Genomic DNA, 24236 nt, shown 5'->3' on the forward strand with positions numbered 1-24236 from the left:
CGTACGGACCGCCGCCTCCGTAGGGGTCGCCGCCGCCCGGGTACGGCGGGGGCCGGCTGCCGTACGGGGCGTCGTAGGGGGAGCCCTGTCCCGGTGCCCCGGGGCCGCCGGTGTCTCCGGGGCCGCCGGTGTCTCCGGGGCCGCCCGGCGGGGGATGCTTTCTGAACGGGTCGTCGTCCGGCGGCTGACCGGAGCCGGAGGGCGGTTCGGTGCTCATGGCCCGAGTCGACCGCGAACCCCCCGGCCCCGCATCCGGCGAGCGGCCGTCCGGAGTACCGGTTCCCCGGGCCGCGTGACCGGATGCCGCGCCGTACGGCGTGGGCCGTCAGCCCGCCACGAACGTGTGCGCGGCCTTGTCGTGCCAGCACTGGCGCCAGGGCTTGTCGAACAGGCACCACAGGACGCCGACGACACCGACGACGAGGAGGCCGGGGACGCTGTAGACCAGCCAGCGGCGCAGGGCCGCGCCGAACTCCGGCGCCTCGTGCCCCTCGATGTCGCGCACCTCGAGACCCATCAGCTTCTTGCCCAGGGTGCGGCCCCACTTGACGGTGGGCAGCACCTCGTAGAGGACGCCGGCGAGGAGGAGAACGGCGAGGACGATGCCGAGGTACACCGAGGTCGTGCCGTCGAGCAGCCAGACCGTGACGGTCTCGCCGGACAGCTTGGCCGCGTCGATCTTCGCGTGGACGTGGTCCACCGCCTTGATGCCCAGCGGCACGGCCGCCACGGCCGTGACGCCGCCGAGCACGACGGTGTCCAGCAGCCGCGCGGCCAGCCGCTTGCCGAGCGCCGCGGGCCGGGCCGCGGCCTGTCTCCGGGCGGCGGCCTGGAACGGGTCCTCGACCGGCGGCTTCCACGGCGCGACCGGCGGCTCCTCGCCGCCCGCGAGCCGGTGCACCTGCTGCGCCCAGGAGGCCTGACCGCCGCCGGGACCGCTCGTCAGCGGCGCGCCGGGAGCGGCCGGTCCGGCTGCCGTCGGGGCGGCCGGTGCGGCCGGTGCCGTCTGCGGAGGAACGGCCGGGGCGACCTGCTGCGGCCCGGACGGCGCCGTGGGGACGGCGGCCGCGGCGGCCTGGCCGGCACCTCCCGTCCGTGCGGCGACGGCACGGGCGGCGGCCGCCTTCCCGGCCCCGAACCCGGGTCCTCCGGAAGCGGCGGAACCCGCCTGGGCGCCCACGCCCGGCCCACCCGCTCCACCGGCCCCCCGGGCCCCGGCGCCGGGCGCCGCCGCTCCCCCGCCCGACGCGCCCGTGCGCGGGGTGACGGCGCGGAAGGTCATGGTGCCCTCGTCCTCCGGGGCTCCCCCGGGGGCGTCGGCCGGGGCGGCCGGCTCCTGCCGGGGCTCCGCCGCCGGCCTGCGGAACACGAAGGTGCCGCCCGGGGCGGCCGCGCCGGTCTCCGGCCGGTCCGGGTCCGTGTCCGTCCCCTCGGACGCCGTCTCCGGTCCGGGGGCGTGCGGGACCCTCGGGTCGGCGCCCCAGGAGACCCTGCGGTCCGGGTCGCCGCCGAAGCCGGACTGGCGGGAGCGGTCGGCGCCCCAGGCCGAGGCGGGTTCGGGCCGGCTGCCGTGCTGCGACCCGGGCGGGGACGGGGCGGCGGACGGAGCCGGGGACGCGGCCGGCTCGTCGACCGGGTCCTCGTCGAAGAAGTGCGGGCCGGTCTCCTCGACGGAGGGCCGCGCCGGGCGCGCACCGGGCGGCGGGGCGAGCGACTCGCCGTCCTTGGGCGCCGGACGGCTCGTGCCCGGTACCCAGGCGGCACCGTTCCAGTACCGGACATATCCAGGAATGGACGGGTCCGGGTAATACCCTTCGCGGGGCGTGTCGTCGCCGGGGGCCGGGGTTGGGGCGCTCATGTCCGTCGTCCCGTATCTGCTCGAGGGGTGGGTCGGGGGAAACCACATCTATCAGACGAGCGCGGGCCTGACCGCCCGTCCCGCCGGACCCACCCCTTTCGGGCACCGACGTGGTACCCGGCGAAAGACTTTCCGGGAACCCGCGCGCGGTGCGCGGGAGTCAGAAGAGCTTGCCCGGGTTCAGGAGGTTCAGCGGGTCGAAGACCTGTTTGACGGCCCGCTGCATCTCCACCCCCACCGGGCCGATCTCGCGCGCCAGCCACTCCTTCTTCAGGACGCCCACGCCGTGCTCGCCGGTGATGGTGCCGCCGAGTTCCAGGCCGAGCGCCATGATCTCGTCGAAGGACGCGCGGGCCCGCCGGGACTCCTCGGGGTCCGCCGCGTCGAAGCAGACCGTCGGGTGGGTGTTGCCGTCGCCCGCGTGGGCGACGACGCCGATGGTGAGCCCGTGCTTCCCGGCGATCCGCTCGACGCCGTCGATGAGCTCGCCGAGCCGGGAGCGGGGCACGCACACGTCGTCGATCATCGTCGTGCCCTTGACCGCCTCGAGGGCGACCAGGGACATCCGCCGCGCCTGGAGCAGCAGTTCGGACTCGGCGGCGTCCTCGGCCGGGACGACCTGGGTGGCGCCCGCGGCCTCGCACAGCGCGCCGACGGCGGCGAGGTCGGCGGCCGGGTCGGTGGTGTCGAAGGCGGCGAGCAGCAGGGCCTCGGTGGACTCCGGCAGGCCCATGCGGGCCAGGTCGTTGACGGCCTTGACCGTCGTACGGTCCATGAGTTCGAGCAGGGAGGGGACGTGCCCGCCGGCCATGATGCGGCACACGGCGTCGCAGGCGGCGGCGCCGGAGGCGAACTCGGCGGCCAGCACCAGCTGCTCGGGGGGTTTGGGCCTGAGGCCGAGGACCGCGCGGACGACGATGCCGAGGGAGCCCTCGGAGCCGACGAACAGGCGGGTCAGGTCGTATCCGGCGACGCCCTTGGCGGTGCGGCGGCCGGTGGACATCAGCCGGCCGTCGGCCAGCACCACGTCCAGTCCGAGGACGTACTCGGCCGTCACCCCGTACTTCACGCAGCACAGCCCGCCCGAGGCGGTGCCGATGTTGCCGCCGATGGTGCACGTCTCCCAACTGGAGGGATCGGGCGGGTAGTACAGGCCGTGCTCGCCGACGGCTCGGGAGAGGTCGGCGTTGACGACGCCGGGTTCGACGACGGCGATCCGGTCGACCGGGCTGATCTCCAGGATGCGGTCCATCTTCGTCAGGGAGAGCACGACGCAGCCGTCGGTGGCGTTGGCGGCGCCGGACAGGCCGGTGCGGGCTCCCTGGGGGACGACCGGGACGCGCAGCGCGGTGGCGGTGCGCATGACGTGCTGCACCTGTTCGACCGTGCGGGGCAGGACGACCACGGCGGGGCTGCCGGCCGGGCAGAAGCTCGCCATGTCGTGGGCGTAGGAGGCCGTGACGTCGGGGTCGGTGAGGACGGCCTCGGGGGGCAGGCCGCCGAGCAGCCGATCGACGAGGGGGCCGGCCGTCCCCGTGTCTTCATCGCGTCGCGCTTGGATACGGCTCATGATCACAGCGTGACACCGGGGGCCATCGGTGTGAACCCCGCGTACGGCAGCCGCGTCACATCGGGGTGTGTTCATCGTACGAACGCAGGGTGTGGCGCACAGTGGGCGCCATGGACGACAAGCCACGAGGGCCCGGCGGGCGGGTCCGCCGTCGGGTGCTGCTCGCCTCGGCCGCCTCGGCCGCCGGGTGCGCGGTGCTCGGCGGGGTGCTGGTGCTGCTGCCGGAGGAGCGCGGGGCGGACGGGCCGGATCCGGGGGCGCGGGCGCTCGCGGCGGTCACCAGCGGGGTGCCGGCCTCGCTGCCCGATCTGGAGGTGCTGGCCGAGGAGCGCGGGCGGCATCTGAGGAAACACCCGAAGGACGCGGAGTCCTGGGCGGTGCTCGGGGCGGCCCGGGTGGAGCAGGGGCGGCGGCTGGCGGATCCGGCGTACTGGTCGCGGGCCGAGAAGGCGCTGCGCACCTCGCTGAAGGTGCGGCCGAAGGGGAACGCGCAGGCGCTGCGGGGCCTCGCGGCGCTGGCGAACGCGCGCCGGGACTACGCCGGGGCGCGCCGGTGGGGCGAGGCGGCGCGGAAGCTGGAGCCGAAGCGGTGGACGACGTATCCGCTGCTGATCGAGGCGTCCGCCGGGCTCGGTGACCACGAGGAGGCGGAGAAGCTGCTGAAGAGGCTGAACGAGCTGCGCTCCGGTCCTGTCGCGATGGCGCGGGCGGCGGCCGTGTACCGGGACCGGGGCTGGCGGGAGGACGCGGCGGCGCAGCTGGCCGACGCGGTGTCGGCCGCCGGGGAGCCGGCCGAGCGGGCGGCGTATCTGGAGCAGGCCGGGCAGCTGGCCTGGGAGCGCGGCGACCGCCGGGACGCGCTGCGGCACTTCCAGGAGGCGGTGCGGACCGACCCCGACCAGCGGGCGGCGCAGGCCGGGCAGGGCAGGGTGCTGGCGGCGCTGGGCCGGACGGCGGAGGCGATCGGCGCGTACCGGGTGGCGCTGGCCGGGCAGCCCCGGCCCGAGTACGCGCTGGAACTGGGCGAGCTGTACGAGTCGCTGGGGCGGCGGCAGGCGGCCGGGGTGCAGTACGGCCTGCTGCGCGACCGGGTCCGGCTGGCCGCGGCGCACGGGGCCGAGGAGGACCTGGTCCTGGGCCGGTTCGAGGCGGACCACGGGGACGCGCGGGCCGCGGTGCGGCGGCTGCGGGCGCTGTGGGAGCGGCAGCCGTCGACGGCGGTGGCGGACGCGCTGGGCTGGGCGCTGCACCGGGCGGGCCGGTCCGGGGAGGCGCTGCCGTTCGCGGTGCGGGCGACGGAGGGGACGCAGGGCGGCGGGGTGCGCAGCGCGCTGTACGTGTTCCACCGGGGCATGATCGAGCGGGAGGTGGGGCGGTACGGGGCGGCCCGGCGGCATCTGCGGGAGGCGCTGCAGATCAACCCGTACTTCTCGCCGCTGCGCGTGCCGCGGGCGAAGGCGGCGCTGGAGCGGCTGGGCGAGCCGTCCGTGCAGGCCGGGCCCGAGGCGTCCTGACCGGAGGGCCGCCGGCGGGGGCGGGTACCGGCCGCCGGTACCCGCCCCCGCCCGGATCCGCCTACCGGATCACAGGTTGCCGCGCTTGGCCTGCTCGCGCTCGATCGCCTCGAACAGGGCCTTGAAGTTGCCCTTGCCGAAGCCCATCGATCCGTGCCGCTCGATGAGCTCGAAGAACACGGTCGGGCGGTCCTGGACCGGCTTGGTGAAGATCTGCAGCAGGTAGCCGTCCTCGTCGCGGTCGGCGAGGATCTTCAGCTCGCGCAGCGTCTCGACCGGCACCCGGGTGTCGCCGACCCACTCGCCGAGGGTGTCGTAGTACGAGTCCGGGGTGTCCAGGAACTGCACACCGGCCGCGCGCATCTGACGGACCGTCTGCACGATGTCGTTGGTGTTGAGCGCGATGTGCTGGACGCCGGCGCCGCCGTAGAACTCCAGGTACTCGTCGATCTGGGACTTCTTCTTGGCGATGGCGGGCTCGTTGATCGGGAACTTGACCTTGAGCGTGCCGTCGGCCACCACCTTCGACATCAGCGCGCTGTACTCGGTGGCGATGTCGTCGCCCACGAACTCCTTCATGTTCGTGAAGCCCATGACCTTGTTGTAGAACTCGACCCACTCGTTCATCCGGCCGAGCTCGACGTTGCCGACGCAGTGGTCGATGGCCTGGAAGGAGCGCTGGGCGGGCGGTTCGACGATCGGGGCGGCGGCGACGTAGCCGGGCAGGTAGGGGCCGTCGTAGCCGGTGCGCTCGACCAGGGTGTGGCGGGTCTTGCCGTAGGTGGCGATCGCGGCCAGGACGACGGTGCCGTGCTCGTCCTTGAGCTCGTACGGCTCGGCGACCGGGCGGGCGCCGTGCTCGACGGCGTAGGCGTACGCGGCGCGCGCGTCCGGGACCTCGATGGCGAGGTCGATGACGCCGTCGCCGTGGGCGGCCACGTGGTCGGCGAGGAAGGTGCCCCACTCGGTGGACGGCTTGATCACCGAGGTGAGGACGAAGCGGGCCGAGCCGCTCTCCAGGACGTAAGCAGCGGTCTCGCGGCTGCCGTTCTCCGGTCCGGAGTAGGCGACCAGCTTCATGCCGAAGGCGGTGGAGTAGTAGTGCGCCGCCTGCTTGGCGTTGCCCACGGCGAAGACGACCGCGTCCATTCCCTTGACCGGGAAGGGGTCGGCCTGCCGGGTGCTGGTCTCGGGAGTGTGGTGTGTGGTCTGCGTCATAGGGGCAGGGTGGTGCAGCCCTGCAAGGTGCGCAATAGTTCGCGTATTCACTGGGCAATCTGTTCAGCCGTATGCCCGTGTCGGCGGGCTCTCTGTACAGGATGACCATCGGGAGGGGCGGGATGGCGATCGATCACCTGGACGGCCGGATCATCGTGCTGCTGGCGCGCGAGCCGCGCATCGGCGTGCTGGAGATGTCCCGCCGGCTCGGGGTGGCGCGCGGGACCGTGCAGGCCCGTCTGGACCGGCTTCAGTCGAACGGAGTCATCCGCGGATTCGGTCCCCAGGTGGATCCGGCGGCGCTCGGCTACCCGGTCACGGCGTTCGCCACGCTGCAGATCCGGCAGGGACAAGGGGCCGACGTACGGGCCCACTTGGCGACCGTGCCGGAGGTGCTGGAGCTGCACACCACCACCGGCACCGGGGACATGCTGTGCCGGCTGGTGGCCCGCTCCAACGCCGATCTCCAGCGGGTGATCGACCGCGTCGTCGGTTTTGATGGAATCGTCCGGGCCTCCACGGCGATCGTCATGGAGAACCCCGTCCCGCTGCGGATCATCCCGCTGGTGGAGCAGGCGGCGCTCGGCGAGTGATCCGACCTGGCCGAGCTGGGGGTGAGCGGACCGTGAACTTCTGGGAGTACCTGGGCGCCCGGCACCAGCAGTTGCTCACCGACGCCTACCAGCACGCCAGCGCCGTCTTCCAGTGCATGGTGGTGGCGACCCTGCTCGGGGTGCTGATCGGGGTGGTCACCTACCGCAGCGAATGGGCGGGCAGCCTCGCCACCACCGCCACCGCGACCCTGCTGACCGTTCCGGCGCTGGCCATGATCGGTCTGCTGATCCCGGTCGTGGGGCTCGGCGTGCCCCCGACGGTGATCGCGCTGACGCTGTACGGGCTGCTGCCGATCGTGCGGAACGCGATCGTGGGCCTGCGCGGGGTCGACCCGGCGCTGGTGGACGCGGCCAAGGGCATCGGCATGTCCCGGCTGGCCCGGCTGGCACGGGTGGAGCTGCCGCTGGCCTGGCCGCCGATCCTCACCGGGATCCGGGTCTCCACACAGATGCTGATGGGCATCGCCGCCATCGCCGCCTACGCCTCCGGCCCCGGCCTCGGCAACCTGATCTTCCGCGGGATCGCCTCGCTGGGCAGCAGCAACGCGCTCAACCAGGTGCTCGCCGGCACGCTCGGGATCATCGTCCTCGCGCTCCTCTTCGACGCCGCGTACGTCCTGCTCGGGCGGCTGACCGTTCCCAGGGGGATCCGTGCCTGAGACACCCGGAAGGACGTTCCGGCCGTCCCGGTCCGCCACCGGGGTGACCATCGAGCTGGAGGGCCTGACCAAGCGGTACCCGGGCAGTGCGCAGCCGGCCGTCGACAGCGTCAGCATGGAGATCGGGGCGGGCGAGACGGTGATCTTCGTCGGCCCGTCCGGCTGCGGGAAGTCCACCACGCTGAAGATGATCAACCGGCTGATCGAGCCGACCGGCGGCCGGATCCGCATCGACGGCCGGGACGTCACCCGCATGGACCCGGTGCGGCTGCGCCGCAGGATCGGCTACGCGATCCAGGCGAGCGGGCTGTTCCCGCACCTGACCGTGGCGCAGAACATCGCGCTGGTGCCGAGGATGCTGCGCTGGCCGGCGGGCCGGGTGCGGGCGCGGGTGGAGGAGATGCTGGACCTGGTCGGTCTGGACCCCGGCGAGTTCCACGACCGCTATCCGCGTCAGCTCTCCGGCGGCCAGCAGCAGCGGGTGGGCGTGGCGCGGGCGCTGGCGGCGGATCCGCCGGTGCTGCTGATGGACGAGCCGTTCGGGGCGGTCGACCCGATCACCCGGGACCACCTCCAGGACGAGCTGATCCGGCTGCAGCGCGAGCTGCACAAGACGATCGTCTTCGTCACCCACGACTTCGACGAGGCGATCAAACTGGGCGACCGGATCGCCGTGCTGCGCGAACGCTCGCACATCGCCCAGTTCGACACCCCGGAGGCGATCCTCACCAACCCGGCGGACGACTTCGTCTCGGGCTTCGTCGGCGCGGGCGCGGCGCTGAAGCGGCTCAACCTCACCCGGGTGCGGGACGTGGAGATCACCGACTGTCCGACGGTGACCGTCGACGACCCGCTCCAGCACGTCCTCGGCCGGCTGCGCCCCGACGGCACCGACGAGGTCCTGATGCTCGACAGACAGGGCCGTCCCTACAAGTGGATCCGCCGCGGGGACGTGATGCGGGCCCAGGGCTCGCTGGCCCGCGCGGGCACGCTGGTGCACGACACGGTGACCCGGGACGCGACCCTGCGGGACGCGCTGGAGGCGGTGCTCACCGACAGCGCGGGGCGGGTGGCGGTCACCGGACGGCGCGGCGCGTACGAGGGCGTCGTCGACGTGGGGACGCTGATGAACTCCGTGCACGCGCTGCTGGAGGCCGACCGGCTGGAGGCGCTGGAGGCCCAGCACCGGCTGGAGGAGCTGCGCGCCGACCGGACGCACGCCGAGCAGGAGGGCTTCGGGGGGGAGGCGAAGGCGTGAGGACCCCTTCCGGGCGGCGGCCCGAGGGCGGGCGCGAGGCGGAGGAGAACGCCTTCCGGGACGAGGGCGGCGGGCCACCGGACGAGGCGGAGCCCGCTCCCCCGCCACCGGGGGCGAAGCCGCCCCGGGTGACCTGGCGGAAGCTGACGTTCCTGCCGGCGGTGCTGGTCGCCGTGCTGCTGGCGACCTGGCTGTGGTTCGAGCAGGCCGACCTCGACGCCCTCTCCCGGAACGCGCTGTCGGACGGCCGGGTGTCCAAGGCGCTGTGGCAGCACATCGAGCTCACCGCGATCTCGACGTTCTTCGTGCTGATCATCGCGATCCCGCTGGGCGTCCTGCTGACCCGCCGGGCGCTGCGCAGGGCCACCCCGGTCGCGATGGCGTTCGCCAACACGGGCCAGGCCACCCCGGCGATCGGGCTGCTCGCGCTGCTGGTGATCTGGCTGGGCATCGGCCGCAGGGCGGCTCTGATCGGCATCATCGCCTACGCCGTGCTGCCGGTGCTGTCCAACACCATCGCGGGCCTGAAGGCCAACGACCCGGCGCTGCTGGAGGCGGCGCGCGGCATCGGCATGTCCCCGCTGGGGGTGCTGACCCGGGTGGAACTGCCCCTGGCCGTGCCGCTCATCCTCGCCGGGGTGCGTACGGCGCTCGTCCTGAACGTCGGCACGGCGACACTGGCGACCTTCGGCGGGGGCGGCGGTCTGGGCGTCCTGATCACCACCGGGATCACCAGCCAGCGGATGCCGGTGCTGGTGCTGGGCTCGGTCCTCACCGTGGCGCTCGCCCTGCTGGTGGACTGGCTGGCCTCCCTGGCCGAACTGCTGCTGCGACCGCGGGGCCTGGAGGCGGACGCATGAGACGGCGTACGGGTTCGCTGCTGGCCGGGCTGGTCCTGGTGGCGGCCTCCGCCTGCGGGCTGACCAGCGGCTCCCCCATGGTCGACGACGTGGAACCCGGCTCGATCGGGCAGGGGAAGCCGCTCGAGGGCGCGCGGCTCACCGTCACCTCCAAGGAGTTCACCGAGCAGCTCATCCTCGGCGCGATCATGGGCATCGCCTTCCAGGCGGCCGGCGCGGAGGTCGTCGACCGCACCGGCATCCAGGGCTCCGTCGGCTCCCGGGAGGCGGTCGTCAACGGCGAGGCGGACGCCGGGTACGAGTACACGGGCACGGCGTGGATCACGTACCAGGGCAACAGCACGCCGATCCCCGACCCGCGCGAGCAGTGGGAGGCGGTGCGCGAGGCGGACCTGGGGAACGGGGTGACCTGGCTGGAACCGTCGGAGCTGAACAACACCTACGCCCTGGCCATGAACCGGGCGAACCACGAACGGTACGGCACGGACACCCTCTCCGACGTGGCCGCGCTGGCGAAGTCCGCTCCGGGGGCGGTGACGCTGTGCGTGGAGGGCGAGTTCGCCAACCGCGCGGACGGGCTGCCGGGCATGCAGAAGACCTACGGCATGGACCTCCCGGCGCGGAACGTCACGCAGATGGACACCGGCATCATCTACACCCAGGCGGCGAAGGGCGCCTGCGCCTACGGCGAGGTCTTCACCACCGACGGCCGCATCAAGTCCATGGACCTGGTGGTGATGGAGGACGACAAGAGGTTCTTCCCCCACTACAACGCGGCGCCGACGGTCAACACCGACACCCTCCGGGAGTGGCCGGCCATCGCCGACGTGCTCGCCCCGGTCACCGCGAGGCTGGACAACGACGTGGCGCGGACCCTGAACGCGAAGGTGGACGTGGACGGCGAGGACCCGCACCAGGTGGCGCTGGACTGGATGGTGGAGGAGGGGTTCGTGAAGGAGGGGTAGGGGCCCGCGTCCGCGGCACGGCCCGCCGGACAGGCCCTAACAGCTCGGGACCCTGCCGGTGCCCTTCTCCAGCGCGACCAGGGCGTCGACCGCGCCCTCGAGGGTGGTGACCGGGATCAGGCGCAGCCCCTCGGGGAGTTCGGCCTGCGCCTCGGCGCACTCGGCCTTCGGGACCAGGAAGACGGTGGCGCCGTCCCGGCGGGCGGCCTGGGTCTTCAGCGGTACGCCGCCCACCGCGCCGACCGTGCCGTCCGCGTCGATCGTGCCCGTACCGGCGACGACCCGGCCGCCGGTGAGGTCGCCGCCGCTGCCGTCGCCGTCCAGCTTGTCGACGATGCCGAGGGAGAACAGCAGGCCGGCGCTGGGGCCGCCGACGTCGGCGAGCTTCAGGCCGACCTCGATGTCCTCGTCCTCGCGGTTCAGGTACCCCAGGGCGGCTTCGGTCGCCTCGTCCTGGGACTCCTTCATCTGCTTCCGGTTGTACCGCTCGATCTCCCGGACGTCGTCCCCGCTCGGGTAGACCGCGTCGCGGGGCATGACCGCCCGGTCGGTGTCGAACCAGCTGTCGATCACGTCCGGGAGGCCCACGCGGGTGTCCGGGGAGGTCGCGACGATGGTCGTCATCCGCAGCTCGCCGCTGGTCTCGCGCACCGGGGCGCCCGAGATCGTGATGACCTGCGCGCCCCTGTACTCACCGAGCACGTTCGCCGTCGACCCGGGCTGCGCCACCGAGAACGGCAGCGGCGCGAACACCGCCGTGGCCAGCAGGGCGACGACGGGGGCGGCACAGACGGCCAGGGCCTGGGGGCGCGTGAGACGAGAGAGCACGGGATCAATCTAACGCGACCGGCTTCCGCCCCGGCCGCGGGCAGTCGGGCTCCCCCGGTGCCCCGGGGCGACGGGGCGACGGGGTTCCTGCTCGAAGGGCCGGGGGCCGGGAGAAGGCATCCCGTCGGTGCGGACCGCGCGGTCCGCACCGACGCCGACGCCGGCACCGACGGTGGCGAGGCCCCGCTCACCGCAGTGCCTCCGCCACCTCCCTGGCCGCGTCCATGACCCTGGGGCCGACCCGCTCCGGGACGACGTCCGCCAGCATGACGACGCCGACGCTGCCCTCGACGCCCGTGACGCCCAGCAGCGGCGCCGCCGCCCCGCAGGCCCCGGCCTCCAGTTCGCCGTGGGTGAGGGTGTAGCCGGGGCCGTCCGCCCCCTGCTGCCGGGCCGAGAGGATCGCCTTCCCGGCGGCTCCCCGGTCCAGCGGGTGCCGGAACCCCGCCCGGTACGCCACGTGGTAGTCCGTCCACGACGGCTCCACCACGGCCACCGCCAGCGCCTCCGCCCCGTCCACCAGCGTCAGGTGCGCCGTCGCGCCGATGTCCTCCGCCAGCGACCGCAGCGCCGGCATCGCGGCCTCGCGCACCAGCGGATGCACCTGCCGGCCCAGTCGCAGCACGCCGAGCCCGACGCGGGCCCGTCCGCCCAGGTCACGGCGGACCAGAGCGTGCTGCTCCAGCGTGGCGAGCAACCGGTATATGACAGTCCGGTTCACGCCCAGTTTGTGGGAAAGCTCGGTGACGGTCAGCCCGTGGTCCGTATCGGCGAGCAGCTTGAGGACCCGCAGTCCCCTGTCGAGCGTCTGAGAGGTCTCCGCGGTCACGACGCCCACTCCTTAGTGGTGAGGTCGGCGGCCCCTCGCACAGGACGCGTCACCGAGTCCCGTCGGTCACGCGCTTCAGAGGCCGCCGATCGGCCGGCGGCCCGGCGGTTTCCCGGGCACAGTCGCTTCACGGCTGCGCTCCGCGGCGGCGCTGCCACGGGGCGTGTGCGTAGCGGGACAGTAGCGAGCCGGTTCGGTCAGCGGAAGGCTCCGTCCAGAATCCGGGCACATCCGCCACCGAAGTGGTTCCGTTTGTCCGGGTACGTACGCCCGCCCCCCACGCGTCGGCGTGCGGCGCGCGGTGTCACCGCATGCGCGTGGCCCACTCCTGCACCTTGGCGATCCGCTGGCGCAGCTGCCCCGCCGTGGCCTCCGCCGCGGGCGGGCCGCCACAGACCCGGCGCAGCTCGGTGTGGATGACGCCGTGCGGCTTGCCGCTCTGGTGGACGTACGCGCCGACCATGGTGTTGAGCTTCCGGCGCAGCTCCATCATCTCCTTGTGGGAGACCACCGGCCGCCGCTCGGCGGGCAGTTCGAGCAGGTCGGCCTCGGCGTCCGGTTTCTTCCGGCTGTGGGCGATCTGCCGGGCCTGCCGCTTCTGCAGCAGCAGCTGGACCTGGTCGGGTTCGAGGAGTCCGGGGATGCCGAGGTAGTCCTGCTCCTCCTCGCTGCCGGGGTGCGCCTGCATGCCGAACTCGGCACCGTTGTACATGACCCGGTCGAAGACGGCGTCGGACTCCAGCGCCTCGAAGGGCAGCATGTCCTGCTCGCCGGTGTCCTCGTCCTGCTCCCGGTTCGCCTCCTCCATCTCCTTCTCGGACTCGGCGTACGGGTCCTCCTCGCCGTTCTTCTTCGGCCTGTCGAGGACGTGGTCGCGCTCGCGCTCCATCTCGTTGGCGAAGGAGAGCAGGTCCGGGACGGTCGGCAGGAACACGGACGCGGTCTCGCCGCGCCGCCTCGACCGTACGAAACGGCCGACGGCCTGGGCGAAGAACAGCGGCGTGGAGATGGTGGTGGCGTACACGCCGACCGCGAGGCGCGGCACGTCGACGCCCTCGGACACCATGCGCACGGCGACCATCCAGCGGTCGTCGCCGGCGCTGAAGTCGTCGATCCGCTTCGACGCGCCGGTGTCGTCGGACAGCACGAGGGTGGCCTTGTGGCCGGTGATGTCCCGGATGAGCTTGGCGTAGGCCCGCGCGGACTCCTGGTCGGAGGCGATGACGAGGGCGCCGGCGTCCGGGATGGCCTTCCTGACCTCGGTGAGGCGCTGGTCGGCGGCGCGCAGCACGGCCGGCATCCACTCGCCGCGCGGATCGAGGGCGGTGCGCCAGGCCTGGCTGATCGCGTCCTTGGTCATGGGCTCGCCGAGGCGGGCCTCGATCTCGTCGCCGGCCTTGGTGCGCCAGCGCATGTTGCCGCTGTAGGACAGGAAGATGACGGGACGGACGACGCCGTCGGCGAGCGCGGAGCCGTACCCGTAGGTGTAGTCGGCGGCCGACCGCCGGATCCCGTCGTCGCCCTCCTCGTACGTCACGAAGGGGATGGGATTGGTGTCGGACCGGAACGGCGTACCGGTCAGCGCGAGCCGCCGGGTGGCCGGCTCGAACGCCTCCAGGCAGGCCTCGCCCCAGGACTTGCTGTCACCGGCGTGGTGGATCTCGTCGAGGATGACGAGGGTCTTGCGCTGCTCGACGCGGTTGCGGTGCAGCATGGGGCGGACGCCCACACCGGCGTACGTCACGGCGACGCCGTGGTACTCCTTGCCGAGCGGCCCCGCGCTGTACTCGGGATCGAGCTTGATCCCTATCCGTGCCGCCGCCTCGGCCCACTGCTTCTTCAGGTGCTCGGTGGGCGCGACGACGGTCACCTGCTGCACGACGTGGTGGTGCAGCAGCCAGGAGGCCAGGGTCAGCGCGAAGGTCGTCTTGCCGGCGCCGGGCGTGGCGACCGCCAGGAAGTCGCGCGGCTGCTCCTGGATGTACTTCTCCATCGCCCCCTGCTGCCAGGCGCGCAGCTTGCCGGCGGTGCCCCAGGGGGCACGGCCGGGGAAGGCGGGCGACAGGTGGTGCGAGTGGGAGGCGGCGCTGGAGCTGGCGGTGGTAGTCACGGTCTCCGTTGGGGGTCGAGCGGCTCGGCTACGTATGACAACCGGGCCACCCTACCGGCGGGCCGGCACGGTCAACGCGCGGACCGTGCCGGGTCACCCGGGGGTGGGACCGACGTCACATCAGCGGTTCGGGCAGCTCCCGCAGAGCCTCGGAGACGGCCTCGACCTCGTCCACAGCACCGGTGGCCACCGCGGTCACCAGGCGTTCGGCGGCGTCGGTGTCCGGACGCAGCCGCACGTCGTTCACCGCCAGGAAGACGACGCAGGAGGTCCACGCCGTCCGCCTGTTCCCGTCGGCGAAGGGGCGGTTGATCGCGAGTGACTGCGGGAGAGCCGCGGCCTTGCCGAACAGGTCCGGGTACGCCTCCTGCCCGAACACGGCGGCCGCCGGACGGTGGACATGGGTCGCTTGAGCCGCTCCGGCAGCTCGGCCCACTTGGCGGTCTGCTCCTCGGCGGCCCTGCGCACGAGCGCTTCGTGAGCCGTCCGGGCCAGGTAATCGTCCACGGCCCTGAGCAGTATCGCGTGCATGCTGACCCCCTCCTCCTCGGCGCGCAGCTTCAGGGCTTCCGTCTGGCCGGCGCGAAGACGCAGGTTCATGGCCGTACCAAAGCGGTACGACTCGTGAGGGTCAGACCGGTACCACTCAGGAAGCGGCCCGCACCCGCGTCGTCACCCACGCCCCCGCCAGGGCCACCGCCGCCATCGGCAGGAACACCGCGGCGAAGGCGGCCGGGTGGGAACCGGTGGCCTCCGTCGCCGCGTGGCTCACCGTGCCGCCGCCCAGGGCCGCGAAAGCCGCTCCCCCGACGGCCAGCAGCAGGACGTTGGACAGGCCGTCGGATATCTGGAGCGCGGCGGAGTTGGTGCCGGCCTCCTCGGGGGCGGAGAGCCGGAGCAGCAGCACGCTGGTGGAGGAGATCACCAGGCCCATCCCGAGGCAGCCGAAGGCCCAGGCGACGGCCACCGTCCAGGCGGGCACCGCGTGGATCAGCACGCTCGGGGCCGCCGCGATGGCCCCCGCCACCAGCACCATCCCGAGGGTCATCAGCCGTTCCCGGTACGGTTCCAGCCGCGGCCGCGACTGCACCCAGGAACCCAGCGCCCACGTCGCCCCGCCCGCCGCGAGCGAGAACCCGGCGAGCGTCGGGCTGAGCCCCCGCTGGGTGACCAGCATCAGCGGGACGAAGGACTCCGCGGCGATGAAGGACCCGGCGGCGACGCCGCGCAGCAGCACCACCGAGGGCAGTCCGCGGGCCGCCCGGTACGTGCCGCGCGGGAGCAGTCCCAGCACCGCGGGGACGAGCAGCGCCACGCCCGCCGCGCCCGGCAGCAGGGAGATCCAGCTCAGGTCCTGGGCGGCGTACTGGAGCAGGCCGGCGCCGAAGGAGATCGCCAGGGCGAGACGGATGCGGCGGCGGTCGAAGGAGGCCGGCGCGTGGGCGCCGCCGCCCACCGGGCCGGACGCCAGGCGCCGTATCCGGGGCAGCGCGAGCGCCAGCGGGAACACCACGAGCACGGGGATCCCGAGGAACACCCACCGCCAGCCGAGGTGCTCGGTCACCGTGCCGGAGGCCAGCGGGCCGACGATCGACGGCACGACCCAGCTCGCCGCGAACGCGGCCATGATCGCCGGCCGCAGCCGCTCCGGGTAGGCCCGCCCGACGACGACGTACAACGCGACGATCACCAGCCCGCCGCCGAGCCCCTGCACGGCCCGCCCGAGGATGAACAGCCACATCGCGCCCGCCGTCCCGGCGAGCAGCAGCCCGGCGGCGAAGGAGGCGATCCCCCAGGTCAGCGGCGCGAGCGGGCCGTGCCGGTCCGACCACTGGCCGGAGAGCACCATTCCGAACAGGCTCGTCGTGAAGTACCCCGAGAACGCGAACGCGTACAGGGACACCCCGTCCAGCTCCCGCGCCGCCACCGGCATCGCCGTGCCGACCGCGGTCGCCTCGAAGGCGACCAGCAGCACCACGGAGACGATCCCGATGCTCAGGGCCCGGTAGGGACGGCTCAGTACGGTCGCGTCGGGTGCGGGGGCCGGAAGGGGACCGGGGGCGTCGGCGGTCCCGGCGACACCGGTGTCTCGTGGGTTCGGGGCGGTCATGCCCGCCAGAGTAAGGGCCGCGGGCCGGTTTGACCCCTGTCGGGGGGAGGGACCGGTACCGGGACCTTGGTCGTACGACCGCGCCCGGCTCCCGCCGTCCTCCCGTTCATGAACGGCGTGTGGCAGTCGTGTTGCGGCACCCGGCGTCCCCTTGAGCACCGCTCCCGCCCCGCCCTACGGTCGACGCACCGGTTCGGAACGGCGAGGCGCCGCACGGCACCTCGCCCCCGGCACGGCCGTGTGCCCGAGTGGTCCCAGGGACTCGCCTGCAAAGCGAGGTACGCGGGTTCGAATCCCGCCACGGCCTCCAGATCGCTCCCCGCGCCCCGCCGCCGGTCACAGCACCCCGCCCGCCTCGTCCTGGAACCGTTCCGTCCAGTGGTGCCGGTCCGCGTCGGCCGTGGTGCCCGTCGCGTCGAGGGACGACAGGACCTGGATCATCGTCATCGCCAGCCGGTCGCAGGCCTCGCCGGTCAGCGCGTGGCCCGACGCCTCGTCGATGGCGCGCTCCCGGTGGAGCAGCCAGAGGGTGAAGGCGAGGGTGGAGACGTCCGTGTTCAGCGGGAGGAGGGCGGAGTCCGGCTCGCTCCAGCTCAGCACCGCGCCCGTGGCCCCGTCGACGACCAGGCTGCTGTCCTCGATCAGACCGCCGAGGCGTATCAGCCGGTCGGCGTGGGCGGGGAGGCCGCCGGGCGGGAACGCGCCCCCGTGTTCGTCGGCGCAGTACTCCGCGAGGGTGCGCAGCGGCAGGTCCGTGTCCAGCAGGAAGAGGAAGCCGTCCTCCGGAAGGCCCGTCTCACGCAGGAAGCGGCGGGTCGGCTCGTGCGTGAGCGCGGCGGGGAAGTCGACCTCCTCGAAGCGGACCACGCCGCCCCGGCCGAACTCCTGGTCCAGCAGGCGCACCGGGAGGTCGAGGGCCAGCCCCGAGGCCGTGCCCGGCCCCGCCGCCAGGGCCAGCGGGCGGATCAGTGCCGCCATCTTCCAGAACGGCGCCGGCTCGCCGTCCGCGCCCTCCTCGAACACCGCCAGCAGCTGCCGGGACGCCCGGGCGACCGCCCCGGTGCCGCAGCGTCCCGCGCGGGCGGCGAACTGGCCGCGCAGTCCCGCCAGTTCGTCCGTGGCCGCGGCGAACCGCACCAGGGTCGGCAGGGACGGGGCGAGCGGCCGGCGGTCCATCAGGTCGGGGCGGTCGTGGAGGAAGTACGTCGTCGGGACCTCGCCGGTCGCCCCGCCGAGCAGCACCGACTCCGTCTCCAGGCCGGCCGGGCCCACCAGTCCGCCGATGACCAGCTGGTCCCGCAGCTCCGCCGGCGGCCGGCCGTCGGGGGCGCCGGTGGAGTCCGCCACCGTGCGCAGGCCCTCGCCGCACAGCTCCGCGAAGTCGAACAGGCCGCTGTCCCCGGGCAGTCCGGGGCCGGCCATCCAGCGGCGCGTGGACGCGTGCGTGCCGTACGGATCGAGGTCCGCCTCGGTGAGTGTGATCGCCGCCGTGGCAGCGGTGCCGGTCGTGCTCATGGTTCCCCCGCGATACGTGTGCTCGGCCCCGGGCCCGCGAACGCCCCGCCCGGGCAGGACGGACCACGCCCGCCCGGGCCCGGCAGCCGTCCCCCCACCGCTCGGAACACTACGCGCCGGCACTGACAACGCCCCGGGCCGGGAGGCCCCGCACGGCACCCCCGTCACCACAGACGCTCAGACGACCCTCGCGCGTTCCCTTTCCGCCAGGATCGTCTGCACCGTCTCCGCCACCGTCAGCGCCGAGGTGTCCAGCCACAGGCCGATGCGCGGGGTCCGCAGCCGCAGTTCCTCGTCGAGCGCCTCGACCGTCCACGCGCCGCCGTACCCGGTCTTCGCCCGGCCGGCCTCCCGGGCCGCGACCGTCCCGGCGTCCGGTGCCAGGACGACCACGTGCAGCGGGCGGGTGCGGACGAGCCGCGGGTACGCCGCCAGTTCCGCGCCCAGGACCACGTCCTGCACGACGGCCGTGAAGCCGGCCTCGGCGTACAGGTCCGCGACCGTCGCCGACAACCGGTACCGCAGCCGCAGCTGGGACTCGCCCTCGCCCCGGGACCCGTCGCCGTCCGCGTCACCGGCCCCCTGGTACTCCTCGCGCCCGGAGACGATCATCCGCCGGAACGCGTCCCCCCGGACATGCGCCGCACGCGGCAACCGCTCCGCCAGCGCCTGCGCGACCGTGCTCTTGCCCGCCGCCATGACGCCCGTGACGAGGACGACCCCCTCCATCAGCCGCCGGTCACCACCGCGGCCTGCGGGCGGATCGGCAGGCGGTTCACCGGGCGGCCCGTGGCGGCCCGGACGGCGGAGGCGATGGCCGCCGGGGAGGTCACCACCGGCACCGCGCTGACCGCCTTCGCGCCGAAGGGGGCGACCACGTCCCGCTCCTCGACCAGCTGCACGATCCGGATGTCCGGGGTGTCCAGGGCGGTCGGGAGGGCGTATCCGGTGAGATCGGGGTGGCGGACCAGACCGCGCGGGGTGCGCAGGTTCTCGGTGAGCGCGATGCCCACTCCCTGCGTCACGCCCGCCTCGATCCGGGCGGCCAGCTGGGCCGGGTTCAGCACCCGGCCCACGTCCTGGGCGACCGCCAGCTCGACGACCCGTACCGAGCCGAGCTCGATGTCGACGTCGACCACCGCGCGGACGGCGCAGAAGGACATGCCGACGAAGGCGTCGCCCTGACCGGACCCGTCCAGGGGCTCGGTCGGGTGCGGGCGGCACTGGGCCGTGGCCCACAGTTCCTTGCCGTCCAGCGCCTCGGTCACGGTCGTGGACAGCACGCCGTCGTACGAGGTGATCTTGCCGTCGGTGATCTGGAGCAGCTCGGTGGACATGCCGAACTTGTGGGCGAGGGGCTGGAGGAGCTGGGTGCGGACCATCTTCGCCGCGCGCTCCACCGCGCCGCCCGACACCCAGGTGTGCCGTCCCCGGCAGCCCGCGCCCGCCGGGGGCTGGTCGGTGTCCACGGGCGCCACGTGCACCTCGTCGATGCCGAGGATCTCCTGGACGATCTGCCGGGCCAGCGTGGTGAACCCCTGACCGGTCTCCACGGCCGCGCACAGCACCGTGGCCACACCGTCCTGGACCTTCACGGTGGCCGTGGACACCTCGTCGGCGCCCTCCGCGCCGAGCACGTGCACCATGCCGATGCCGTAGCCCACGCCCCGGCGCACCGCGCCCGGTTCGCCCGCGCCCTCGGGGCCGCCGGGCAGCAGCCACTCGTCCTCGGGGGTGTCCTTGGGCAGCGGCGGCAGCGGGAAGTCCCGTACCGCCTGGAGGAGTTCGGCGACCGGGGCCGGGCAGGTCACGGTCTGGCCGGTGGGCAGGACGTCGCCGGTGGCCATGACGTTGCGCAGCCGCAGTTCCGCCGGGTCGACGCCGAGCTTCTTGGCCAGCTTGTCCATCTGCGCCTCATAGGCGGCGCACACCTGCATGGCGCCCTCGCCGCGCACATGGCCGGAGGGCGGGTTGTTGGTGCGCACGGCCCAGCCCTCGATGAAGGCGTTCGGGACGACGTACGGCCCGCAGGCGAAGGCGACGGCGGCGGCCAGGGCCTCGGAGGAGGTGTCGGCGTAGGCGCCCGCGTCGAGCAGGATCTGCGCCTCGACCTTGACCAGCTTGCCCTCGGCGTCGGCGTGGTGGCGGTAGCGCAGCAGGGTGGGGTGGCGGTGGGCGTGGCCCAGGAAGGACTCCTCGCGCGTGGCGGCGAGTTTGACCGGGCAGCCGGTCCTCAGGGCCAGCAGGCCGAGCGGGAGCTGGAAGCTCCGGTCCTCGCGGTCGGCGGTGGCGCCGGGCACCCCGGTGACGACGACCTTCACCCGTTCGGGTTCCAGGCCGAAGGCCGCGGCGGCCGTGTCCCGGTCGCCGTGCGGATCGGTGGACGCCAGGTACAGCTCGACGCCGCCGTCCGGGCGGGGCACGGCGAGACCGGCCTCGGCGCCGATGGGGGCGGGGTCCTGGCGGCCGATGCGGTACAGGCCCTCGACGACGATGTCGCCGGACGCCTCGGGGTCGCCGTGGCGCAGCGGGATGTGCCGGATCAGGTTGCCGTCGGGGTGCAGCGGCTCGGCCTCGAACGCCTGCTCGGGATCGGTCACCGGGTCGAGCACCTCGTACTCGACGATGACGGCCGCGGCGGCCATCCGCGCGGTGTCCGGGTGGTCGGCGGCGACGGCGGCGATGGGCTCGCCGTGGTGGCGTACGACCTCGGAGGCGAAGACCGGGCGGTCGGCCTTGCCGCGGCCGTGCAGCGGGGCGCCGGGGACGTCCTCGTGGGTGACGACCGCGCGGACGCCGGGCATCTCGCGCGCGTGGGTGGTGTCGATGGACACGATGCGCGCGTGCGGGTGGGGCGAGCGCAGCACGGCCGCCCACAGCAGGCCCTCGGCCCACAGGTCGGCGGCGTACGGGAAGGTGCCCTCGGTCTTGGCGCGGACGTCGGCGGCCGGGAGGGAGGCGCCGATGCCGTGCGGGATCGGTTCCGGCTCGGGGACGGCCTCCGTGGCCTGTGCGGCCTGTGCGGTGGCTGCTTCGTTGCTCACGCCTGGCCTCCGTCCTGGCCGTAGGGCTGGTCATGCGGTCCGGTGGGCCCGAACGCGGAGGGGTTGACGCCGCCGGCGCCGGGGCCCGCCTGGTGCGGGATGCGGGGCGCGTCCGCGTCGGTGTCCGCGTCCGGATCGGGCTCGGGGGCCGCGGCGTGCGCCTCGCGTTCGGCGACGACCTCCTTGACGGCCTCCACGACACCCCGGTAGCCGGAGCACCGGCACAGGTTGCCGCACAGGGCCTGGCGGGTCTCCAGCTCGGTGGGCGCCGGGTTGCCCTCCAGCAGGTCGTGCACGGTCATCGCCATGCCCGGTACGCAGAAGCCGCACTGCACCGCGCCGCACCGCGCGAGCGCCCGCTGCACGTCGGACGGCCGGCCGCCCTGTGCCAGGCCCTCGACGGTACGGACCTCGCTGCCGGCCGCGGTGACGGCCGGGACCAGGCAGGAGGCGACGAGCCGCCCGTCCACCTGCACGTTGCAGGCCCCGCACTCGCCCTGCGAGCAGCCGTCCTTGGCACCGGCGAGGCCGAGCCGCTCGCGCAGCACGTAGAGCAGCGACTCGCCGATCCAGGCGTCCGTGACCGGCCGGTCGGAGCCGTTGACGCGGAGCACGTAGGAGGCCAGGGGGTGGTCGTCGAACGGGGTGCCGGGCGGCGGGTCGTGCGGCGGCGCCGAGCCGTCCGGCGCGGGGGCCGCGGACGGGGAGGAACCGGCCGGGGCGGCCGAAGCGTCCACGGCGTCCGGGGAGCCGGCGGGGTCGGGGGTGTCCTGCGCGGTCGCGGTGTCCGGGGACGCGGAGCCGGCCGCCGGTGCGCCGCCGTCGGCGGCGGGTTCCGGTCCGGCGCCCTCCTGCGGGCCGGGACGGGTGGCGTCGGCGGAGGGCTCCGCCTGGCCGTGAGCGGCCTCGGAAACCCCGGGCGCGCCCTCAGGGGCCTCGTGCGCCTCCTCGGAAGTCCCGGAGGCCCCGGAGGCCGCACCGGTCCCGGAAGCGGGCCGTGAGGCGTCCTGGGAGCCGGGGTGCGGGTGCTCCCGGAGTCCGGCCGGAGCGCCGTCGGCGTCCTCCGCACCGGCCCCCGCGGGGTACGCGGCGTCCGCGTCGGACCGCCACGGCGGTTCCGCCGCGGGTCCCGCGTGCTCCTCGGTGGCGAACGGCTGGGGCACACCGGACGGCCGGGGCCCGGCGTGCGCGGGCTGCTCGGGCTGCCCGGGTGCGTGACCCGGCAGGCCGGAGGGCTCCGGCGCGGAACCGGCCCCCGGCCGCCCGGGCGCACGCTCGCCGAGCGGCTGCTCGGACGCGGACGCGCCCCGGGCCGGCTGCGCGTCCGGCCGCGTGTCCGGGGCGGGCCACGCGTCCTGGGCGGGCTGCCCGCCGTACCCGTCCGGGCCGGCCGGCTGCCGGGGTGCGGGGTCGTCGGCCCGGCCGGGCTCGTCGTGGGACCGCGGTCCGCCGTCCTGCTGCTCCCGCGACGGTCCGGACACGCCGGCCCGATGCTGCGCGGGTCCGTCTCCCCGGCCCTCGGCGCCGGGGTCCGCGTCCGCCTGCCCGGCGGTCCGCTGCTGCGCCGGTCCGGGACCACCGTCCTGCCGCTCCTGCGGGACCCCGGGTACGCCGGGTCCCCACGGCTGCCCGATGGCCTGGGTGGCCCAGGGGGCGGGGGCGCCGCCCGGGAGGGTGGCCGGAGGGGTGCCGCCCCACTGTTCGACCAGGGCGGACGTGGTGAACTCGCCCGACTCGTCCGGGAGGTCGCCGTCGGCGACGGGGATCGACCACTGGCCGGTGACGTCATGGCCCGGCGCGGGGCTCTGCTCGGCGGGCGCCTCCTCGTAGCCCCACTGCCCGGTGGCCCCGGGGGGGTACGTGAACCGGTCCTGCCCGGCGGACGGCGGGGCCGCCGCGTCCGCCCCGGGCTCCTGCTGCGGGTGCCCGGCCTGCGCCTGCGCGGCCTGCGGGTCGTGCCAGTGGGCTCCGTCGACGGGCGCGCCCGGTGCCGGCCAGGCGCCCGTGACCGCGGGGTCGGTGCCCGCGGTGGTCGCGGGGGTGACCGTTATCTGCGGCGGCACGTAGCCGTGGCCGGGCGCGGCGAGCGGACTCTCCATGGAGTCCAGCAGGGCGTCGACGCCCCCCTCGGGAAGCTTCACGAAGGCGGTGGCGCCGTCGTCGTAGTCGCCCTGGGGCAGCGGGTCCCAGCGGCCGCCGCCCCGGGGCGTGCCCTCTTCGTGCTGGTCGTCGGTCACGACAGCGCCCTCCCCAGTGCTCGTCGGGCCAGCGCGGCGACGGTGCGCCGCAGGTGCAGTACCGCGGGCGGAAGCGGTGGGACGGTGCCGTCCTCGCCGGGGGCCGCGTCGGGGATGCAGGCCGCGGCGACGTACTCCCCGAACGCGTGCAGCGCCTCCGGCACGATCGCGCGGTTGTTGTCCCAGTCGATGAGCTGCGCGACCCACTGCTCGGCCTCCAGGGGCCTGAGCGGCATCGGCGCTATGGCGCCCACCGCGCAGCGGACCCCCCGGCGGGCGGGGTCGAGCACGAGGGCGACGGAGGCGGCCGCGCGGCCGGGACCGGTGCGGCCGGTCGCCTTCAGGAAGACCTGGGGGGCGTGCAGCAGCGGCACGCGCACGTAGCCGATGAGTTCACCGGCGCGCAGCATGTCCATCCCGGCCAGCAGGTGCGACACCGGGATCTCGCGGCGGGCGCCGCCCGGGCCCGCGATGATCAGTGTCGCCTCCAGCGCGGCCAGCACGGGCAGCGCGTCCCCGGTGGGGGCGGCGGAGGCGATGTTGCCGCCCAGGGTGCCGGCGTTGCGGATGTGCGGCGGTCCGGCGGCACGCGCGGAGGCGGCGAGCGCCGGGATGAGGGCGGCGAAGTCGGGGCGGCCCATGCGCGCGTGGGTGAGGCCGGCGCCGAGCAGCGCGTGGCCGTCCAGGTACTGCCAGCCGCGGATCTCGCTGATCCTGCCGAGGCCGACCAGCGCGGCGGGCCTGAGCTGCCCGGAGTTGACGGCGGCCATCAGATCGGTGCCGCCCGCGACGGGCACGGCGGCGGGCATGGCCGCGAGCGCCGCCACGGCCTCGTCCAGGGTCGTGGGCAGCGTGACGGCCTGCGCCGCCTGCGGTGCGTGCGTGCTCAAAACCGGCTGCCCCTTCCCGCTGCCCCACCTGGTCCGACCCGTGTTGCCGTACGGTACGTGCTCACGGGGCGGACGTGGCAACTCTGGCACATCTTGGCAAGCGCCGAAGACGGGGGTCCGCCAGGAGGTGTTCGCCCACCTCACCCCGGACCTGGTC

At 74.5% G+C, this 24236-nt stretch carries 19 protein-coding genes, 1 tRNA gene and 2 pseudogenes; 7 read left to right on the forward strand and 15 right to left on the reverse strand.

The annotated features are described in order from the left end of the window. From RIM90_RS16450 to RIM90_RS16460, 3 genes and pseudogenes are all read right to left on the reverse strand, one after another. Positions 1-217, reverse strand: a pseudogene (locus tag RIM90_RS16450) (RDD family protein); the annotation flags it as partial. A 108-nt stretch (positions 218-325) separates the two neighbouring features. Next, positions 326-1858: an RDD family protein gene (locus RIM90_RS16455; protein WP_309061457.1), complete on the reverse strand. Its 1533-nt coding sequence runs from the start codon at positions 1856-1858 to the stop codon at positions 326-328. A 160-nt stretch (positions 1859-2018) separates the two neighbouring features. After that, positions 2019-3434: an FAD-linked oxidase C-terminal domain-containing protein gene (locus RIM90_RS16460; RefSeq protein ID WP_309061458.1), complete on the reverse strand. Its 1416-nt coding sequence runs from the start codon at positions 3432-3434 to the stop codon at positions 2019-2021. A gap of 104 nt (positions 3435-3538) precedes the next feature. On the opposite strand from RIM90_RS16460, the gene RIM90_RS16465 reads away from it, so the two are divergent. Beyond that, complete coding sequence (locus RIM90_RS16465; protein WP_309061459.1) at positions 3539-4942, forward strand: tetratricopeptide repeat protein; 1404 nt, start codon at positions 3539-3541, stop codon at positions 4940-4942. A 69-nt stretch (positions 4943-5011) separates the two neighbouring features. Here the strand turns inward: RIM90_RS16465 and hppD are convergent, their stop codons facing one another. Further along, entirely contained in the window at positions 5012-6160 is a 1149-nt protein-coding gene (gene hppD / locus RIM90_RS16470; protein WP_309061460.1) for a 4-hydroxyphenylpyruvate dioxygenase, read from the reverse strand. Between the two features lie 122 nt (positions 6161-6282). Here hppD and RIM90_RS16475 point away from each other — a divergent pair, with 122 nt between their 5' ends. Genes RIM90_RS16475 through RIM90_RS16495 form a run of 5 tightly spaced genes read left to right on the forward strand, consistent with a single transcriptional unit; the run spans position 6283 to position 10516 of the window. After that, positions 6283-6753 carry an Lrp/AsnC family transcriptional regulator gene (locus RIM90_RS16475; RefSeq protein WP_048460563.1) on the forward strand — a complete coding sequence of 157 codons (471 nt, stop codon included), beginning with the start codon at positions 6283-6285 and terminating at the stop codon, positions 6751-6753. Positions 6754-6785: 32 nt separating this feature from the next. Continuing rightward, positions 6786-7433, forward strand: coding sequence for an ABC transporter permease (locus tag RIM90_RS16480; RefSeq protein ID WP_309061461.1), 648 nt, complete (start codon positions 6786-6788; stop codon positions 7431-7433). Then, complete coding sequence (locus RIM90_RS16485) at positions 7426-8691, forward strand: betaine/proline/choline family ABC transporter ATP-binding protein (RefSeq protein WP_309061462.1); 1266 nt, start codon at positions 7426-7428, stop codon at positions 8689-8691. The genes RIM90_RS16480 and RIM90_RS16485 overlap by 8 nt, the downstream gene beginning before the upstream one ends. Continuing rightward, positions 8688-9551, forward strand: a complete 864-nt coding sequence (locus RIM90_RS16490; RefSeq protein ID WP_309061463.1) for an ABC transporter permease — start codon at positions 8688-8690, stop codon at positions 9549-9551. Before RIM90_RS16485 ends, RIM90_RS16490 begins: the two co-directional genes overlap by 4 nt. After that, positions 9548-10516: a glycine betaine ABC transporter substrate-binding protein gene (locus RIM90_RS16495; RefSeq protein WP_309061464.1), complete on the forward strand. Its 969-nt coding sequence runs from the start codon at positions 9548-9550 to the stop codon at positions 10514-10516. Before RIM90_RS16490 ends, RIM90_RS16495 begins: the two co-directional genes overlap by 4 nt. A gap of 36 nt (positions 10517-10552) precedes the next feature. Here RIM90_RS16495 and RIM90_RS16500 read toward each other — a convergent pair whose 3' ends face one another. The 6 genes and pseudogenes from RIM90_RS16500 to RIM90_RS16525 form a co-directional block, all read right to left on the reverse strand. Further along, the gene (locus tag RIM90_RS16500) at positions 10553-11344 is read right to left on the reverse strand and encodes a S16 family serine protease (RefSeq protein WP_309061465.1); all 792 of its coding nucleotides are present in this window, start codon (positions 11342-11344) and stop codon (positions 10553-10555) included. A 187-nt stretch (positions 11345-11531) separates the two neighbouring features. Then, complete coding sequence (locus RIM90_RS16505) at positions 11532-12173, reverse strand: helix-turn-helix domain-containing protein (protein ID WP_309061466.1); 642 nt, start codon at positions 12171-12173, stop codon at positions 11532-11534. 304 nt (positions 12174-12477) lie between these two features. After that, positions 12478-14283 (reverse strand): DEAD/DEAH box helicase, encoded by a 1806-nt coding sequence (locus RIM90_RS16510; RefSeq protein ID WP_309061467.1) that lies wholly within the window; start codon positions 14281-14283, stop codon positions 12478-12480. Between the two features lie 115 nt (positions 14284-14398). Further along, positions 14399-14719: a type II toxin-antitoxin system death-on-curing family toxin gene (locus RIM90_RS16515; RefSeq protein WP_309061468.1), complete on the reverse strand. Its 321-nt coding sequence runs from the start codon at positions 14717-14719 to the stop codon at positions 14399-14401. Continuing rightward, positions 14692-14883, reverse strand: a pseudogene (locus RIM90_RS16520) (CopG family transcriptional regulator); the annotation flags it as partial. The pseudogene RIM90_RS16520 and the gene RIM90_RS16515, both read right to left, overlap by 28 nt. 46 nt (positions 14884-14929) lie before the next feature. After that, positions 14930-16393 carry an MFS transporter gene (locus RIM90_RS16525; RefSeq protein ID WP_309061469.1) on the reverse strand — a complete coding sequence of 488 codons (1464 nt, stop codon included), beginning with the start codon at positions 16391-16393 and terminating at the stop codon, positions 14930-14932. Between the two features lie 234 nt (positions 16394-16627). Between RIM90_RS16525 and RIM90_RS16530 the strand changes: the two genes are divergently transcribed. Then, a tRNA-Cys gene (locus RIM90_RS16530) sits at positions 16628-16703 on the forward strand. Positions 16704-16729: 26 nt separating this feature from the next. On the opposite strand, the gene RIM90_RS16535 is transcribed toward RIM90_RS16530, so the two are convergent. The 5 genes from RIM90_RS16535 to RIM90_RS16555 all read right to left on the reverse strand — a co-directional run bounded on the left by RIM90_RS16535 (position 16730) and on the right by RIM90_RS16555 (position 24079). Continuing rightward, complete coding sequence (locus RIM90_RS16535; protein ID WP_309061470.1) at positions 16730-17908, reverse strand: SUKH-4 family immunity protein; 1179 nt, start codon at positions 17906-17908, stop codon at positions 16730-16732. A gap of 177 nt (positions 17909-18085) precedes the next feature. Further along, positions 18086-18637, reverse strand: coding sequence for an AAA family ATPase (locus tag RIM90_RS16540; protein WP_309061471.1), 552 nt, complete (start codon positions 18635-18637; stop codon positions 18086-18088). Next, the gene (locus RIM90_RS16545) at positions 18637-20952 is read right to left on the reverse strand and encodes a molybdopterin cofactor-binding domain-containing protein (protein WP_309061472.1); all 2316 of its coding nucleotides are present in this window, start codon (positions 20950-20952) and stop codon (positions 18637-18639) included. Before RIM90_RS16545 ends, RIM90_RS16540 begins: the two co-directional genes overlap by 1 nt. After that, positions 20949-23189 (reverse strand): 2Fe-2S iron-sulfur cluster-binding protein, encoded by a 2241-nt coding sequence (locus tag RIM90_RS16550; RefSeq protein ID WP_309061473.1) that lies wholly within the window; start codon positions 23187-23189, stop codon positions 20949-20951. Before RIM90_RS16550 ends, RIM90_RS16545 begins: the two co-directional genes overlap by 4 nt. Further along, positions 23186-24079, reverse strand: coding sequence for an FAD binding domain-containing protein (locus tag RIM90_RS16555; protein ID WP_309061474.1), 894 nt, complete (start codon positions 24077-24079; stop codon positions 23186-23188). Before RIM90_RS16555 ends, RIM90_RS16550 begins: the two co-directional genes overlap by 4 nt. Positions 24080-24236: the final 157 nt, after the last annotated feature.

This window comes from Streptomyces sp. (assembly GCF_031181555.1).
GTDB classification, from domain to species: Bacteria; Actinomycetota; Actinomycetes; order Streptomycetales; family Streptomycetaceae; genus Streptomyces; species Streptomyces fimbriatus.